Annotated in this window: 15 protein-coding genes; 10 read left to right on the forward strand and 5 right to left on the reverse strand. The window is 39.0% G+C overall.

Annotated features, from left to right (window positions below; genetic code table 11):
- Nucleotides 1–10 precede the first annotated feature (10 nt).
- A complete protein-coding gene (gene glgA / locus PSV17_RS08990) occupies nucleotides 11–1,495 on the forward strand; it encodes a glycogen synthase GlgA (RefSeq protein ID WP_300481738.1) in 1,485 nt (494 codons plus the stop codon).
- 169 nt (nucleotides 1,496–1,664) lie between these two features.
- Here the strand turns inward: glgA and orn are convergent, their stop codons facing one another.
- Nucleotides 1,665–2,225 (reverse strand): oligoribonuclease, encoded by a 561-nt coding sequence (gene orn, locus PSV17_RS08995; protein WP_300481739.1) that lies wholly within the window; start codon nucleotides 2,223–2,225, stop codon nucleotides 1,665–1,667.
- Nucleotides 2,226–2,393: 168 nt separating this feature from the next.
- Between orn and PSV17_RS09000 the strand changes: the two genes are divergently transcribed.
- The 6 genes from PSV17_RS09000 (at nucleotide 2,394) to queD (ending at nucleotide 9,058) form a co-directional block, all read left to right on the forward strand.
- Nucleotides 2,394–3,656 (forward strand): M48 family metallopeptidase, encoded by a 1,263-nt coding sequence (locus tag PSV17_RS09000; RefSeq protein WP_300481740.1) that lies wholly within the window; start codon nucleotides 2,394–2,396, stop codon nucleotides 3,654–3,656.
- A 23-nt stretch (nucleotides 3,657–3,679) separates the two neighbouring features.
- Nucleotides 3,680–3,988, forward strand: a complete 309-nt coding sequence (locus PSV17_RS09005; RefSeq protein WP_300481743.1) for a c-type cytochrome — start codon at nucleotides 3,680–3,682, stop codon at nucleotides 3,986–3,988.
- Between the two features lie 55 nt (nucleotides 3,989–4,043).
- Nucleotides 4,044–4,901, forward strand: coding sequence for a ribosome small subunit-dependent GTPase A (gene rsgA / locus PSV17_RS09010; RefSeq protein ID WP_300481927.1), 858 nt, complete (start codon nucleotides 4,044–4,046; stop codon nucleotides 4,899–4,901).
- A gap of 183 nt (nucleotides 4,902–5,084) precedes the next feature.
- Nucleotides 5,085–6,689 (forward strand): HD-GYP domain-containing protein, encoded by a 1,605-nt coding sequence (locus PSV17_RS09015; protein ID WP_300481745.1) that lies wholly within the window; start codon nucleotides 5,085–5,087, stop codon nucleotides 6,687–6,689.
- Nucleotides 6,682–8,514, forward strand: a complete 1,833-nt coding sequence (locus PSV17_RS09020) for a GGDEF domain-containing phosphodiesterase (RefSeq protein WP_300481747.1) — start codon at nucleotides 6,682–6,684, stop codon at nucleotides 8,512–8,514. The genes PSV17_RS09015 and PSV17_RS09020 overlap by 8 nt, the downstream gene beginning before the upstream one ends.
- A 103-nt stretch (nucleotides 8,515–8,617) precedes the next feature.
- On the forward strand, nucleotides 8,618–9,058 hold the full coding sequence (queD, locus tag PSV17_RS09025; RefSeq protein WP_300481749.1) for a 6-carboxytetrahydropterin synthase QueD: 441 nt from the start codon (nucleotides 8,618–8,620) through the stop codon (nucleotides 9,056–9,058).
- A 105-nt stretch (nucleotides 9,059–9,163) separates the two neighbouring features.
- On the opposite strand, the gene rfbB is transcribed toward queD, so the two are convergent.
- From rfbB to PSV17_RS09045, 4 genes are all read right to left on the reverse strand, one after another.
- On the reverse strand, nucleotides 9,164–10,249 hold the full coding sequence (gene rfbB / locus PSV17_RS09030) for a dTDP-glucose 4,6-dehydratase (RefSeq protein WP_300481752.1): 1,086 nt from the start codon (nucleotides 10,247–10,249) through the stop codon (nucleotides 9,164–9,166).
- A gap of 72 nt (nucleotides 10,250–10,321) precedes the next feature.
- Complete coding sequence (gene dnaQ, locus PSV17_RS09035; protein ID WP_300481754.1) at nucleotides 10,322–11,026, reverse strand: DNA polymerase III subunit epsilon; 705 nt, start codon at nucleotides 11,024–11,026, stop codon at nucleotides 10,322–10,324.
- Nucleotides 11,026–11,484: a ribonuclease HI gene (rnhA, locus tag PSV17_RS09040; protein ID WP_300481757.1), complete on the reverse strand. Its 459-nt coding sequence runs from the start codon at nucleotides 11,482–11,484 to the stop codon at nucleotides 11,026–11,028. The genes dnaQ and rnhA overlap by 1 nt, the downstream gene beginning before the upstream one ends.
- Before the next feature lie 6 nt (nucleotides 11,485–11,490).
- On the reverse strand, nucleotides 11,491–12,279 hold the full coding sequence (locus PSV17_RS09045) for a methyltransferase domain-containing protein (protein ID WP_300481759.1): 789 nt from the start codon (nucleotides 12,277–12,279) through the stop codon (nucleotides 11,491–11,493).
- Between the two features lie 17 nt (nucleotides 12,280–12,296).
- Between PSV17_RS09045 and gloB the strand changes: the two genes are divergently transcribed.
- From gloB to PSV17_RS09060, 3 genes are all read left to right on the forward strand, one after another.
- Nucleotides 12,297–13,079 (forward strand): hydroxyacylglutathione hydrolase, encoded by a 783-nt coding sequence (gene gloB / locus PSV17_RS09050; RefSeq protein WP_300481929.1) that lies wholly within the window; start codon nucleotides 12,297–12,299, stop codon nucleotides 13,077–13,079.
- Between the two features lie 213 nt (nucleotides 13,080–13,292).
- A complete protein-coding gene (locus tag PSV17_RS09055; protein WP_300481762.1) occupies nucleotides 13,293–14,966 on the forward strand; it encodes a transglycosylase SLT domain-containing protein in 1,674 nt (557 codons plus the stop codon).
- Between the two features lie 97 nt (nucleotides 14,967–15,063).
- Nucleotides 15,064–16,743, forward strand: a complete 1,680-nt coding sequence (locus PSV17_RS09060; protein ID WP_300481764.1) for a peptide-binding protein — start codon at nucleotides 15,064–15,066, stop codon at nucleotides 16,741–16,743.
- Nucleotide 16,744: the final 1 nt, after the last annotated feature.

The raw sequence follows: 16,744 nt of genomic DNA on the forward strand, positions 1-16,744 counted from the left end.
TAAGGCATCTATGTCATTTTGCAGAAAGTATATTTTGCGCGTTTTATTTGTCACCTCTGAAGTATTTCCATTAATAAAAACTGGCGGCTTAGCTGATGTAAGCGGCTCACTACCTTCCGCATTACAGAACTTAAATGTTGACGTACGTATTTTAGTGCCTGGTTATCACTCAGTATTAAAGCAACTTGATGACTTACATCACCTCGCTATGCTAAAAAATTTACCCGTCATTGAAAATGCTGAACTTATGATGGGAACAATTTTAGATACTGACATCAAAGTCATGGTGATAAAAGCAGCAGGTTTATATGAACGCGATGGTGGCCCTTATATGGATGCAACGGGGCAGGAGTGGTTAGATAACCCGGTGCGCTTTGGTATATTATCAAAAGTAGCTGCGGTGATTAGTGGCCCTAACAGCCCAATTCCTGATTGGCAACCTAACATTGTGCATTGTAACGACTGGCAAACAGGTTTAACACCAGCGTATATGAAGCTAGTAGAGCACTCGCCAGCAAAGTCGATTATTAGTTTGCACAATATGGCATTTCAAGGCTGCTATGCGCCAGGTTGGCTGACAACCTTAGCTTTACCTCACAGCAATTTCACCTTGGAAGGTTTTGAATACCATGGTCAATTATCCTTTTTAAAAGCTGGCATTTTCTATGCGGATGCTATTACAACGGTAAGCCCAAGCTATGCAAAGGAAATTCAAACTGCAGAGTTTGGTTTTGGTCTTGAAGGCTTACTCAGCAAACGCAGCAATGAACTAAAAGGCATTCTTAATGGCATTGAAACTGAGGAGTGGAGCCCTGAGACAGATTTTCATCTAAGCAGTAACTATAGCGCAAGTAAATTAGCTGGCAAAAAAGAAGTTAAAAAGGCTTTGCAGCAAAGACTTGGGCTTCAAATTGATGCAAATGCACCATTATTAGGCGTAGTTAGTCGTCTAACTCATCAAAAAGGCTTAGATATGCTGGTGCCTATCGTACAAAAACTGGTGGATGCTGGTTGCCAATTAGCCTTACTAGGGAGCGGCGAAAGTGCACTTGAAAATGCCTTCCGTCATCTCGCGAATGATAATCCCAATAAAGTCAGCATCACTATTGGCTATAACGAACAGTTATCACATCAAATCATGGCTGGTTGCGATATGTTCATCATGCCATCACGTTTTGAACCCTGTGGATTAAACCAATTGTACGGCTTGGCATACGGCACCCCGCCTATCGTAAACGCCACTGGTGGGCTTGCTGACTCAGTGATTGATACCAATATCATCACCTTTAAAAACAAAACGGCGAATGGATTTGTGATGAGCGAAGCCAGCCCTGCAAGCTTGTTAAGTTGTATTAAACAAGCCTTAAATGTATTCACTAATGATACAAAAGCTTGGCAGCAGATTCAAAAGAATGGCATGCAACAGAATTTAAGCTGGGATAAAAGTGCTTTAGAATACTTGGCCGAATATAGAAAATTGCTTGTAGATAACTAAAACATAGTTAAAAAATTGTTAAATCCAAGGAGCTTATAAACTTGGCACGCTAAATGCTTTATTTATACTATGCTTCTCCAAAGCAAGTTTCTCCTCCCTCTAGGGCGTCTTAACAGACGCCCTCTTTTTTGCTTAAGCCATTTCTAATACTTACTTAGCAATATAACTTTTACTTAACAATAAAGTGCTCACGATAATATTTTAATTCATCGATAGACTCATAAATATCAGCCAATGCCTCGTGCTTACTGGCCTTTTTAAATCCTGTGTAGATTTCTGGTTTCCAACGACGAGCCAACTCTTTAAACACACTGACATCCAAATTACGATAATGGAAATAGCTTTCCAAATCTGGCATATAACGCGCCATAAAACGTCTATCCTGACAAATTGAGTTGCCGCACATTGGTGATTTATTAGCAGGTACAAATTGCTTTAAAAATGCAATCATTTGAACTGTGGCTTGAGCTTCATCCAAAGTTGAAGCTTTCACTTTTTCAATCAAGCCAGAACGACCATGCGCCCCCTTATTCCATGCATCCATACCGTCTAAAACCGCATCACTTTGATGAATTACAAACACTGGTGACTCACCTAATACATTCAAGTCCGCATCGGTAACAACCGCAGCAAGTTCTAAAATACGGTCAGAATCTGGCAACAAGCCACTCATTTCCATATCAAGCCAAATTAAATTATTCTGATTGGTACTACTAGTTGTTTCAGCCATCATGATTTCCATTAAAATATAAGTTATTAAGCAAACTTGATGAACTAACATCAAGAAAATGCTTCACAATACCAACATATTAACTTATTTCACTTCACCTTACATTTAACGATTACACATATCTATCCATCAATGATAGTTAGATATTAATTAGAGACATTTAAACACATGCCTTTTGCACCAACATCAATCCTAACCTATACATTCGTCAGCTTACTTGTTGCCACGACTCTAGTTCGCATATGGCTAGCGCGCAGACATATTGCCCATGTACAGCATAATCGCAATCAAGTGCCTATGGCGTTTAAAGATAGTATTGCCTTGGACGCTCATCAAAAAGCGGCTGACTACTCCACTGCTAAAACAAAATTGGTCATTACCGAAACCGTAGTGCAAGCTTTGTTACTAGCAACGCTTACCCTAGGTGGCGGCTTACAGTGGATTGATGACATTTGGCGCAATATACTTCCAACACAGGAAATCATTCGCGGTGCATTGGTCATTTGTAGTGCAATGTTGGTTAGCAGCGCAATTGACCTGCCTTTTGAATACTACAAAACATTTGTTGTGGATGAAAAATTTGGCTTTAACAAAATGACACCCGTCATGTTTTTTAGCGACCTTGTTAAGCATAGCTTAGTAGGATTAGCGCTAGGCGCACCCATTTTATTTGCGGCTTTGTGGCTTATGCAAGGTGCGGGGCAATACTGGTGGTTGTACCTTTGGGTAATCTGGAGTGTGTTTAATCTTTTGATGTTGGCGGTATATCCCACATTTATTGCACCCTTATTTAACAAATTTTCTCCATTAAAAGATGAAAATCTAAAACACCGCATTGAAACCTTACTCACAAAATGTGGCTTTAAGTCACAGGGTTTATTTGTTATGGACGGTTCATCACGTAGTAGTCACGGCAATGCTTACTTTACTGGCTTCGGCTCGTCAAAACGCGTTGTGTTCTTCGACACCTTACTCGAAAGATTAAATGTAGACGAGATTGAAGCGGTGCTTGCGCATGAATTAGGTCATTTCAAACATCACCATGTCATCAAACGCATTATCTTATTGTTCTCTATGAGCTTTTTAGGCTTGGCTTTATTGGGCTGGTTAATAAATCAACCATGGTTCTACGCAGGCTTAGGCGTAACACAAATCAGCAATTACATGGCATTGATACTCTTTTTGCTCGTCTCGCCCATCTTTTTGTTTATACTACGTCCGCTAATGGCTAGTTACTCACGTAAAAATGAGTTCGAGGCCGATGACTATGCTGCCAATCATGCTAGCGCTAATGACTTAGTAAAAGCCTTGGTTAAACTTTATCGAGATAATGCCTCTACACTGACGCCAGATCCCTTGCATTCAGCTTTTTATGACTCACACCCACCTGCTAGCATTAGAATTTCTAAGTTAGCAGCGTATACTAGCTAATGCAGAAATGTAAGGAAGTAATGATGAAGTCAATAATTTTGAGCTGTTTAATATCAATAAGTTGTTTCGCATCTGCAGAAACGCTTATATCTGCAGACGCTAACGCGGGCAAGGCACTTGTCGAAAAGAATTGTGTTAGTTGCCATGCTGAAAGTTTCGGTGGCGATGGTTCGGGCATTTACACGCGTGAATTACGCAAGGTAAAAAATTTGAAGGAATTAGTCGCACAAATACGTAGTTGCCATACTATGATTGGCCTCAAATGGTTTGAAGACGAAGAATTGAATGTCGCCAAATATCTTAACCAAAGCTACTATAAGTTTACAGAATAATTTGACTAATATTCCAGTGCTAACAAGCAACAAAACCTCACACAACAAAGACTCAATTATTAAAGGCACAGTAGTTGCTGCTTATGGCAAACGCTTTCAAGTTGAGTTAACCGACAAAAAACGAATTAGCTGTGTGACTCGAGGCAAAAAAACCGATTTAGCATGCGGCGACGTCGTTATAATAAAACTCACCGATAAACACGAAGGTGTTGTTGAATCAACATTGCCACGCAAAACCTTGTTATATCGTAGCAACGCCTTCAAAAGTAAGATGCTTGCTGCTAATGTGACACAGATTATTATTGTTCTTGCCACACAACCCAGTTTTTATGAAGCTTTGCTCAACCGCTGCCTGATTGCTGCGGAAGCAGCAAATATCAAGGCATTAATAGTGTTAAATAAATGTGACTTAGCTGACAATGATGATGCTAAACAGAAACTAAAGCTTTATACGGATTTAGGTTATCGCGTACTTTCACTTTCAGCAAAAGAAGATATTTCAATACTCAGACCTTACTTGCAGAATGAAGCGAGTATTTTAGTTGGTCAGTCTGGCATGGGTAAATCGACCATTATTAATGCGCTTTTACCTAATGAGGATGTGCGCACGCGCGAAGTCAGCCATGTTTTAGATAGTGGAAAGCACACCACTACGGCCGCACATCTATATCATCTAGATGAGTATAGCCAATTAATTGATTCACCCGGCTTGCAAGAGTTTGGTTTGCATCACCTCAGCACCGATGAGCTTGAACACGCATTTCTAGAATTTAGACCGTATTTAGGTAAATGCAGGTTCAATAACTGTAAACATTTACAGGAGCCAGATTGTGCGATTACATCTGCGGTAGATGCTCACAAAATAAGACCTGAAAGACTCGCTACTTATAAAATGCTGCGTTTAGAAATTTAACCAGAGCAATCTTTAAACTTACTAAAATAAAATTTACTATAAGCGCTTGGAAAAAGGCAAAACGCAGATAAGTACATGTAAAATTACAGGCTATGAAATTTAAAAATTCAATAAATTAATGACATGCAATATAATTTCATTGTCTATGCACGTAATGACTGAACCAACAAAAAGCGACTTTGCATGATCGACATTAGACGCGAAAAAATACAAGTATCCTTACTAGATATCGGGATGTTTGTATGTGAGCTGGACAGGCCTTGGTTGGGTACACCTTTTATGCTTGAAGGCCTACTTATTGATGACAATGAGCAAATCAACACGATTGCATCGTTGTGCGATTTTGTCTATATTGACCGAACCGTATCGGTTGGCCAGCATTTTGCTGCGGTGCCTAAAGAACAGGTTGCTATAAAGCGTGAAGGCACCATTAATAGAGTGATTTTAGACTCTAGCACAGTCAATAAAGCCAAAAACTCAACGAAACTCGATGCACCAAACGTTAAGTTTTCTTTTCTTGAAATTCTTAAAGAAATTCACTCGGGAAATCAAGCAGTGCTATCTGGTGAAACCAAAACGTCTAATTCTGAGGACATATTTAAAGTACAGTATATCAGTGATAAACAAATCATTGAAATCAGTGATGATAAAATTGCGGATACCACAACACTAGGCTCACAAATTAAAACTGATTTTTCTAATTTCATTTCTGGATTAACTAGTTGGGGTGGAAAACAGAGAAAACTAAAGTCTAATAAAGATAATAAAAATTCAAAAGCTGATTTAGCAAAAAATGAAAATATTCAGGATGGTTATTCAATCACTATCTTTGATGATGCCCCGCCCGTTGAGGACGAAATAGCCGCTATTTACCCGATTTATGAAAAATCACAAATTGCTACCAAAGAGATGTTTGAAGCGTTAGCGCTAGATCATGAAATTGATTTAACAAAAATTCATGAAGCCCTAGATGGTATGGTTGAAAGCATAGAGCGAAACCCTGACGCATTATTATGGCTTGCTAAACTGAAGCAAACTGACGATTATTCCTACAATCATGCTATGAGTGTGTCAATTACGTTAATGGCATTTGCAAACTTTGTGTCGTTGCCTAAAAACCAGGTGAAAGATTTAGGCTTGGCCGGATTACTACAAGATATAGGCAAAGCAAAAATTCCAATTGAGCTTTTAAATAAACAGGACAAAATTTCGCAGGAAGAATTTGAGATTCTGAAGCAACATGTTGAACATGCACTTACTTTATTAGCTGACACACAGAATATTTCTAACACTGTTATTCGGACGGTTGCGGAGCATCATGAGCGCATTGATGGAAGCGGCTACCCTTATAAGCTATCAGGCAACCAAATTAGTTTGACAGGTCAAATGGCAGGCCTGATAGATACATATTGTGCGCTGACCACAAATAAAGTGTATGCAAGAGGTGTTTATAATCAAATTGCTTTAGAGGAAATTCACACTATGCGTGGTGTGAAATTTAACGGCGTTTTAATTGACCAACTTGTTCAATTTTTAGGTATTTATCCAGTAAGCTCACTAGTAGAGCTCAATTCTGAAGAGGTTGGCGTTGTCATACAACAAAATAGCGTTCGTCGCCTTTTACCAAGAGTAATGATTTTACTCAACCCAGACAAAACTAGAAATGAATTCCCTGCGATTATAAATTTAATCAATTCCCCATCTACACCTTCAGGTGAGCCTTATAAAATTATAAGAGGATTGCCGCCAGATAGTTACGGTTTGAGTGCTAACAATTACTATGCCTAACCTTACCAATATCACCTTACATGATGCGCATCAATCAAACACTACAACACTATATCAAGATTTTGTAATTGAATTAGACTCAAACTTACTTTTGCAGTTGATGGCTAGTTACAGCCTAAAAGCAGCTGATGTCACAGGTGATTATGTTTTTAACGCTCTTGTGTTCGAGCAGTTTATTAAAACTGAGCCTTACAACAGTGGAAATAGTGTTTTAAAAAACACCACAAACGCTATAAGCAGTTGGCCGCAGAACTTAAGTTGGTCTCATCTTAATCAACATATCAACCATTTTTTGCTTGCTTGGCTTAATGATTACAAACTAGGTGCAAATATAGATGCAGCCTTTCTACTATCGCGCTGTTTAGAATTAAAATCTAACAAGAACACTCAATTTCAAAGCTTGCTTATCCATTTAATTGCGCGGGTCACACATCAACTAGAGCAATATAAATTCAGTTATGTACAAAATTTTGATTTAGATACTGGTCTCCCCAATCAACGTTTATTAATCAACTTACTTAACTTAGGTTTAAGCCATAGCCCGAATTTAAATAACAACTTACAGAGTAATTTATCTAGCTCGGATGATTTAGTTGAATCAACTCATTTAGGGTTAATATTAATCAATCTTAATATCAACTTTGGCGAAGTTTCCCAACAAATCTCAGCATCTTCCACCTTAATGCTGGCGGTTATGCATACCATACAACGACACTTAAATGAAGATGCTACCTTATTTCACATAGGAGCCACAGACTTAGCAATTTTGATTAACCCGCTGAAGTCGCCATCGCAATTGAATATCATTGCAACGAAACTCTTACACGCATTTGAAACAGCCCTACCACTAGACAATGTAACTTTAATTTTAAACCCTCACTTTGGTGCAATAAGTACTTTTAACGTTCATACAAATGGCATTTCTCTATATGAATACGCTAGATTGGCTCTAAATCAAGCCATCGCAAATAATGAACAAATTAAAATTTACGACAAGAATATATCCTCATCATTCGTAAGTTCCCAACTTCTTGAAGAAGCTATTATTGAAGCATTCCAGCAAAATGAGCTATCGCTGTTTTTACAGCCTATAGTCTGTATTAATGATAAAGTTAATAACAAAGGAATTCGTAATTCCGAATTCTGCAATAGTGCAGAGGGTTTATTGCGTTGGCCAAGCCAACAAGGGCAATCAGTTTCACCTCAGAGGTTAATTGATGTTATTTATAAAAAAGGTTTCGGCAAAGTATTTATACGCTGGTTAATTAATAGTGCGTGTCAACATTGCGCTGAATTAGCATCTACCTATCAGCACCAAATATCCTTAACACTGAATTTTAGTAGTAGCGACTTATTAGATTCCGACTTACCCGAATTACTTTCACAATCTATTACGCTTTGGGGAATCTCTGCAAGCAGCCTAACCATTGAAATTACTGAGAGTGACATTCTAGCTGACGAAGTAAAGGTATTGCAGGTACTTGATGACATTGTACAATTAGGTTGTAAAATTGCGCTAGATGACTTTGGAACGGGCTACTCATCCATGACACGTCTACGCAATTTGCCCGTAAGCATCGTCAAAATTGATCAGAGTTTTGTGCGGAATATTTCAAACTCAACTCAAGACCAAGCCATTGTTAAATCTATCATTAAATTAGCCCATAGTTTAGATAAAGAAGTGATTGCAGAAGGTGTTGCAGATTTAGCATGTTTGAATATATTAAAAGAAATGAAATGTGAAAAGATGCAAGGTTATTACTACGGAAAACCCATGTCGTTCAATGAGTTTGTCACTTGGCTAGACGCATTTAAAACGCTATAGTTCGCTTAAGCTCCAAAACCGCCTTAAATTTTTGAATTGCACTTAACTCAAAATAATTAACAGTCAGCGTATAATTGCCATAACTCACAATTAAGTCGTTACCATGCAAATTACCACCCGCCTAGAATTTGACGCTGGGCATCGTATTCCAAGCCATAAAAGCCAATGTAAAAACTTACATGGGCATCGCTATGCTATTGAAATCACCCTCTCGGGCGATATCATTCGGCTTGAAAACGCTTCTGAGAATGGCATGGTCATGGACTTTTCTGATGTGAAAGCCATAGCAAAAAGTGCCGTTGTGGACGTTTGGGATCATGCATTTCTAGTATATCAACATGATAAAGAAATATTGGACTTTTTAAACTCTCTACCTAACCATAAAACGGTGGTATTCCCTACCGTTCCAACTGCAGAAAACATGGCTGCTGAAGCATTTAAAATACTTAAAAGTCAGTATCAAGATACTTATGGCAACCATTTAAAGTTAGAAAAAGTAAGGTTATATGAAACACCCAATAACTGGGCAGATGCACTAGGTTAAGTTTATATACTAAGTTAAGTCCTATATTTCAGCTTAAATCCTGATTCTTATTATTCTTAATTAGCTCTGGAAGCTTATATTTATATCGCTTCCAGAAACTTATTCTTAAGCCAACTCTTCGCCACGCTCGGCATAGTGCTTGGCTACCCAGTGACGGTACTCACCACTTGTCACATTAGCCACCCATTCTTGATGATCAAGATACCAATTTACGGTTTTCTCAATCCCCGTCTCGAAGGTTTCTTTTGGTTTCCAGCCTAACTGTGTTGCTATTTTTGTAGCGTCAATCGCATAACGTTGATCATGCCCTAAGCGATCTTCAACATATGTAATTTGATCGATATATGACAAACCATCTGCGCGTGGTTTTTTTACATCCAGCATTCTGCAAAGTATTTTTACCACCTCAATGTTAGGTTTTTCATTCCAGCCACCTATATTGTAGACCTCACCTACCTGCCCTGCTTCTAAAACACGTCTGATTGCTGCACAATGATCCTCCACGTACAACCAATCACGAATCTGCTGACCAGTACCGTAGATTGGCAATGGTTTGCCAGCAAGTGCGTTATGAATGACTAAAGGTATCAGTTTCTCGGGGAAATGATGAGGGCCATAGTTGTTAGAACAATTTGTGGTTAAGGTTGGCATGCCATAAGTATGGTGATAAGCCCGCACCAAATGATCTGAAGCCGCTTTAGAAGCCGAGTAAGGGCTATTTGGTGCATAAGGATGAGTTTCAGTAAATGCAGCATCTTCTTTACTAAGGGAGCCGTATACTTCATCAGTTGAAACGTGTAAAAATCTAAAGTCTTGACGATTCTCTAAACTTAAGCCAGCCCAATAAGTACGCACGGATTCTAACAAATGGAACGTACCCACCACATTGGTTTGAATAAAATCTTCAGGGCCATGAATAGAGCGGTCTACATGGCTTTCTGCAGCAAAATTGACCACTGAACAAGGCTTATGTTTGGCTAATAACTCAGCGACCAGAGCGTGATCACCAATATCACCATGAACAAAAATATGCTCAGGATTATGCTGAACTTCGACAAGGTTTTCTAAGTTACCTGCATAAGTCAATTTATCAAGATTAACTACTGGACCTAAGCACTGCTTAATCCAAGCTAATACAAAATTTGCACCAATAAAACCAGCGCCGCCAGTCACAATAATCGTTTTGTTCATACAATTAACTTTCAATATTTTGGATTTAATTTATTAGATATCATATTGATATATTTAGTATTTTTATGTTTACTACTCTGTCGCATTTACTTCTAATTTAGCCCATAAACAATCGCTAGACTTTGCTAATGATGCGATGTATTCATCATGCGCAGTAATCTCTGCTTGATTAGCTAACTTAACTAATACTGGTTGCTTAATCTGTTGCAATGCATCGCTACTTTTTTGTTGGGGTTTATCCAACTCCATCATTAAGCTGTCTTGACCGCGCGTCATCGCCATATAAACATCGGCAAGTAACTCAGCATCTAGCAATGCACCATGCAGCGTACGCTTAGAGTTATCAATGCCATAATGTTTGCATAGCGCATCTAAACTATTACGCTGACCTGGGCGCATTTCTTTGGCAATTTTAAGCGTATCGGTAATTTTTGCAGTAATCGACTCAACGGATTTCTGCTCGATTAAGCCAAACTCTCTGTTCAGAAAGCCTACATCGAACGGCGCGTTATGCATGATTAACTCAGAATCTGCAATAAATGCAATTAACTCATTCGCAATATCAGCAAACCGTGGTTTGTCTTGCAAAAACTCCAATGAAATGCCATGAACTTCTTGGGCACCTTGGTCAATTTCGCGGTCTGGATTTAAATAATAATGAAAGTGTTGCTTAGTTAACCGACGATTAATGACCTCAACTGCTGCCACCTCTATTACACGGTGCCCTTGCGCATGATACAAGCCGGTGGTTTCGGTATCTAAAAAGATTTGACGCATTATGCTACAACTCCTTGTAAAACTTGCTCTACACCTTTATTTGCGAGCATATCTGCCCGCTCATTTCCTACATTACCCGCATGCCCTTTAACCCAAATCCATTGCACGGTGTGTTGCTGTGCTAACACATCCAAAGCACGCCATAGATCATCATTTTTAACTGGTTTTTTATCTGCCGTACGCCAATTACGCGCTTTCCAGCCGACCATCCATTCCGTCATCCCCTTTTGCACATACACAGAATCGGTAAATACTTTAGCGTGACACGATTGATTTAGCGCTTCTAAGGCTCGAATAACTGCAGTTAATTCCATACGATTATTAGTCGTCAATAACTCTCCGCCAAACAATTCTTTTTCACGTCCTGCGTAGCTAATCCAAGCCCCCCAACCACCAGGACCCGGGTTACCTTTACATGCGCCATCTGCATAAATTTCAACTTCTTTACTGTTGCTCATAACTCTTTAGTTTTCTTTACCACTTTGTTTTAATAAATTTTTTTGTGTAGGTTTTGACTGGGTTGGACTTGGAATCAATGTCGACTTCAAAGGTGAACGCTTCCAGTTTGGTTTAATTGGCATCATACCCACTACGCGCTTTTTAGCGACAATGAAATACACGCCGCCAAGCATAGCACAGCGTCTACTGCTAATCTTATCAAAAAATGAAAAACGCTTTTGCCAAGACGGCTGTTCAAAAGGTGGAATATGGCAGCACATTTCAACCGACACCACTTCAAAACCGAGTAATGCCAACCAATCTTTTAAACGTGTTAAGCCTATAAATTTGCCATTCCAAGGATAGGATAGTTGATTTGAAACTTTTTTCTTAAAGCCTGCCGTTACTCCCCATAAGCTTAAGCGATTGAAACCTGAAATTACTAGATGCCCGTCAGGCATCATCACCCTCGCCGCTTCACGCAAGGTTTGATGGGGGCGCTCACTGAACTCAAGTCGATGCGGTAATAACAATAGGTCTATGCTCATATCTGCAAAAGGTAAAAAGTCATCGCTACAACTAAGCTGATAATTTGCAGTATCAGTAGCAAATTCAGAAGCTACAAATCGATTAGGAATTCGTGAGTTTCGTAATAAATTCATTTGAGCACAACCCATTTGCAAGGCATTAAAGCCAAACAAATCCACTACTGCTTGGTCGTACAAAACCTGTTCTTTAGCTTGTAAATATTGACCCGCTGTAGAGGAAAGCCATGCCTGCAGTTGTTGCTGATTTGAGCGATACGCTATTGACATTTGAGTACACAGGCCAAATGATAGATAGTATGAATCATAATCTGCAAATTATACCAATTCCAGCATTTAAGGATAATTATATCTGGCTTATGCATAACGGTGCGCAATGCACTGTAGTAGATCCAGGAGATGCAGCGCCTGTGATTGAAGCTTTAAAGCGTTTAAACTTAATACTGACGACCATTTTAATCACCCATCATCATCATGACCATATTGGCGGTGTGACAGAGTTGCTTGAAGCTTTTCCCAAGGCGCTCGTTTACGCACCCGCACTTGAGCAATACGATTTTAACCACATCGCCATTAACGAAACGAACACAATTGAACTAAAAGACTTAAACATCCCGTTTACTATTTTAGATTTACCAGGACACACATTAGGTCATATTGCTTATTATTCTGCCGCCCATAAACTTTTATTTTGTGGTGATACTTTATTTGGTGCGGGTTGCGGACGATTGTTTGAAGGCACTCCAACTCAAATGTATCACTCACTTCAAAAACTAGCGGTATTACCATCTAACACCGCCGTTTACAGCACGCATGAATACACCCTGCATAACCTTAGCTTTGCATTAATGTTTGAGCCTCACAATCACAAGTTGCTAAATCGACAAAAAAGCACGCAAGAACTACGTGGAGCTGGTATTCCAAGCTTACCATCTACCATAGAACTAGAATTAGCAACTAATCCTTTTTTGCGCTGCAATAATAAGGAAATCCATTCGGCGCTTAAACTAACAAGCGCAACAGAAATTGAAATTTTTAGTAAATTAAGAGAACTTAGAAATCATTATTAATCATATAGTTAAATGATATTATTAAAGTTAATTTTAATAATAATTAACTTGACTTTAAACGTCACATTTTGTTAACATTTGCCAACTTTTTGACAATAGTGCTTAAATATTAAATTAAATTTTGCACTAATGCATCAATTTAACTTCAACCAACATCGAATTATCTCGAGAACTCATATCAAACTTTCACGCAAGTTAATTTGGTCAACATTAATGGCTATTTCCGCTGTATTACCTAGCTTAGCAGCAATTGCGGAGACCAATGTATTGGGCGAAGAAATCATTATCTTTGCTGATGATAGCTTTAAACCTGCACCAAAAGACTTAGGCCCAACTGATAAATCTAACAACGAAAAAGTTAGCAGCGCTAAAAAACCAGAGGTAAATCACTTAGGCGATTCGTTTGAAACAGAGCTTCACGTCAACGATATCGAGACGCAAGAATCGATTGTAGTTAACAACGATGATTTATGGCAACGCATACGTAATGGTTATGCGATACCTGACAGCACTTCTAGATTAGTTTCAAGGCATGAAGAATGGTATAGCACCCGCCCTGACTATATAAAACGCATGGTTGAACGTAGCCAAAAATACTTATTCCATATAGTAGAAGAGGTTGAAAAGCGCAAAATGCCAACGGAAATTGCGCTATTGCCAATGATAGAAAGTGCCTACAACCCTCAGGCCAACTCTACTAGCAGCGCTTCTGGCATTTGGCAATTTGTACCCGCAACTGGCAAACACTTTGGGCTTAAACAAAATTGGTGGGTAGACAATAGACGCAATGTGACATTTGCTACTGACGCCGCACTGACTTATTTGCAAAAACTCTATGGCATGTTTGGCGCTTGGGATTTAGCATTAGCTGCGTACAACGCTGGCGAAGGTACGGTTGGCAGAGCCATAGAGCGAAACCGCAAGTTAGGTTTGCCTACTGATTATGAAAGCCTAGATCTCCCCGCAGAAACAAAAAATTATGTGCCTAAGTTACAAGCCATTAAGAATCTAATGACCAATCCCGAGAAATACGGGCTCAAAATTCAAACCATTGCTAATACACCTTACTTTGCTAAAGTTTCTGCTCCCGCGCAAATTGATGCGCATTTAGCAGCAAAACTTGCCGAAATTAGCGATGAAGAGTTTTTAGCACTTAATCCAAGCAGCAAGCGTCCTGTTATTACTAGCAATGGTGAAAAGCATGAGTTGCTATTACCGATATTATCTGCACAAACGTTTAGAAACAATCTTGCTGGCTATGACAAGCCCTTAGTGAGTTGGCGCACGTATTTAGCTAAACGTGGGGAGCGCATGGAAAGTATTGCTTCTAAATTCGGCATGCAACTTTCTCAGTTGCGCATAATTAATAATCTACCCAGCCAGAATAAAATTAAAAATTCTGGCACTATTTTAGTACCAAATGGCAATAAAAACGATTTCTACACAGCTAAATCTATCCCTAAATCCAACGATGTTATAGCGTTACCACCTTTGGAGAATAATGAAGAGATCAACGCTAAACAAGGCTCAGCAAATATTGACCTTAACAACACTGAAAGCCCTGTCGAAAACTATATTGAAAGAATTGAACCTGCTAAACAAGTCAGCGTCACACACAAAGTTAAAAAAGGTGAGAATATACAAACGCTCGCTAAGCGCTACGATGTTAGTGTAAAGCAAATCATGACTGCAAACTCACTTAAAAATGACAAGCTAAAGATTGGTCAAACTATAAAAATAGAGCTTGAAACGGTGAATGCGGCATCCCCAAAGAAAGTACCAAAAAGTAAGTTAAACGATAAAAACGCCAAATATAAACTAATTAAAAAAAATCAAAACATCAGTGAAAGTAAAATTAAGAAGAAAAGCAAAACGACACCAAAATAATCAGAGTGAAAATAAGACAGTGTATAAATAATTCAGCGTAAGAGTCTTCATATAAACTACAACGAGTTAGGCAATGTTGATAAAGGCAAGAATAAGAATGATGTATAGATACATTAATTTAGGCAGCATTAAACTAGCATTTATTGCCCTACTCACGCCTTTAATAATTGCAGCTTGCGGTGACTCATCCTCAAGCAATCAAACTAACAATAAGATTGATTACACAAAAAACTACCCTGCTAGTAACAGCGGCACTCTCATAGATGCAATGACGGGTGAACCCAGCGGTTTGATTGCCATGATTGCAGGTGAATCAGCGGCATCTGCGATTGCAAGCAATATTTTTAACAGTTTATTAAAATATGATAAGAATCTTGAATTAACAGGCGAGTTAGTCGAATCTTGGGATGTATCAAACGACCAAAAGACTATTACCTTTCATCTAAAGCCAAATCTTAAATGGGCAGACAATCAACCATTAACCAGCAATGACGTGCTATTCACTTGGCAAAAAGTCACTGATGAAAAAACCCGTACACCTTATGGTTCAGACTTCAAATTAGTCACTAAAGCGGAAGCTCCAGACGCTAATACTTTTCGAGTGACTTATGCTGCACCTTATGCACCAGCGCTGGATACATGGGCAGGCTTACATATTTTGCCTAAGCATTTACTTAAAGACCAAGATATCAACACGACTGCATTTGCACGTAACCCTGTCGGCAGCCATTACTACAAGTTAGAAAAATGGAAGAATGGTCAATTTTTAAAATTGACACGTAACGAAAATGCTAGTCAAGGCCAAGCTAAGATAAACAAATTACTATCACGCATCATTCCAGACAAAGCTGCACAATTCTTAGAGTTAAGTGCGGACAATATTGACTCGATGGGCTTAAACCCAATTCAGTATGCAAGAATCTTTCCTGCAAGACCTGACCTCAACAAAAACATAGCACTTTACAAAGAGCTAGGTAATAGTTACACCTATTTAGGCTTTAATCTTAAGCGTAAGCCGTTTGATGACGTTCGTGTGCGTCAGGCGATTAATTACGCTATTAATAAGCAAGAAATCATAGACGGCGTACTCTTAGGCCTTGGTGAACCTGTGGCTTCACCTTACAAGCCAGGTACCAGATGGAGCAATCCTGAACTTAAACCTTACCCGTACGACCCCAACAAAGCAAAGGCATTATTAAAGACAGCTGGATATGAAGATCATGATGGTGATGGCGTTTTAGATAAAGATGGCAAACCTTTCACGTTTGAAATTCTAACTAATCAAAATAAAGAACGTGAAATGACTGGTGTATTAATACAGCGCCGCCTGAATGAGATTGGGATTAAAGCTAACATTCGTGTATTAGAATGGGCAAGTTTCCTAGGTCGTTTTATCAAACCTAAAGAGTTTGATGTAGTCGTGCTAGGCTGGAGTTTGTCGTTAGATCCTGATCAATACAGCATTTGGCACTCTAGTCAGCAAGCACCAGGACAGTTCAATTTTATAAGCTACAGTAATCCGCGCGTAGATAAACTGCTCGAAGAAGGTAGGCTAGAACTTAATCCAGATAAGCGCATGAAAATTTATCACGAGTTTTCAAAAATCTTGTTGGAAGACAGTCCTATCGTTTATTTATCAGCAGGTTACGGCTTAACAGCTATTCATAAACGAGTCCGAGGCATTAGTAACCCTGCTCCACCCGCAGGCATTGGTCACAACACATATGAATGGTATATTCCGAGTGCCTACGCCCGCAATGAAATGAGTGATCATTAAA

Source organism: Methylotenera sp., from assembly GCF_029946165.1.
Classification (GTDB): Bacteria; Pseudomonadota; Gammaproteobacteria; order Burkholderiales; family Methylophilaceae; genus Methylotenera.

What these genes read in the sequence shown, in the direction of transcription:
- glgA (WP_300481738.1), top strand. Translation starts at nt 11, where the DNA reads ATGTCATTTTGCAGAAAGTATATTTTGCGCGTTTTATTTGTCACCTCT.
- orn (WP_300481739.1), bottom strand. Translation starts at nt 2,225, where the DNA reads ATGGCTGAAACAACTAGTAGTACCAATCAGAATAATTTAATTTGGCTT.
- PSV17_RS09000 (WP_300481740.1), top strand. Translation starts at nt 2,394, where the DNA reads ATGCCTTTTGCACCAACATCAATCCTAACCTATACATTCGTCAGCTTA.
- PSV17_RS09005 (WP_300481743.1), top strand. Translation starts at nt 3,680, where the DNA reads ATGAAGTCAATAATTTTGAGCTGTTTAATATCAATAAGTTGTTTCGCA.
- PSV17_RS09015 (WP_300481745.1), top strand. Translation starts at nt 5,085, where the DNA reads ATGATCGACATTAGACGCGAAAAAATACAAGTATCCTTACTAGATATC.
- PSV17_RS09020 (WP_300481747.1), top strand. Translation starts at nt 6,682, where the DNA reads ATGCCTAACCTTACCAATATCACCTTACATGATGCGCATCAATCAAAC.
- queD (WP_300481749.1), top strand. Translation starts at nt 8,618, where the DNA reads ATGCAAATTACCACCCGCCTAGAATTTGACGCTGGGCATCGTATTCCA.
- rfbB (WP_300481752.1), bottom strand. Translation starts at nt 10,249, where the DNA reads ATGAACAAAACGATTATTGTGACTGGCGGCGCTGGTTTTATTGGTGCA.
- dnaQ (WP_300481754.1), bottom strand. Translation starts at nt 11,026, where the DNA reads ATGCGTCAAATCTTTTTAGATACCGAAACCACCGGCTTGTATCATGCG.
- rnhA (WP_300481757.1), bottom strand. Translation starts at nt 11,484, where the DNA reads ATGAGCAACAGTAAAGAAGTTGAAATTTATGCAGATGGCGCATGTAAA.
- PSV17_RS09045 (WP_300481759.1), bottom strand. Translation starts at nt 12,279, where the DNA reads ATGTCAATAGCGTATCGCTCAAATCAGCAACAACTGCAGGCATGGCTT.
- gloB (WP_300481929.1), top strand. Translation starts at nt 12,297, where the DNA reads ATGATAGATAGTATGAATCATAATCTGCAAATTATACCAATTCCAGCA.
- PSV17_RS09055 (WP_300481762.1), top strand. Translation starts at nt 13,293, where the DNA reads ATGGCTATTTCCGCTGTATTACCTAGCTTAGCAGCAATTGCGGAGACC.
- PSV17_RS09060 (WP_300481764.1), top strand. Translation starts at nt 15,064, where the DNA reads ATGATGTATAGATACATTAATTTAGGCAGCATTAAACTAGCATTTATT.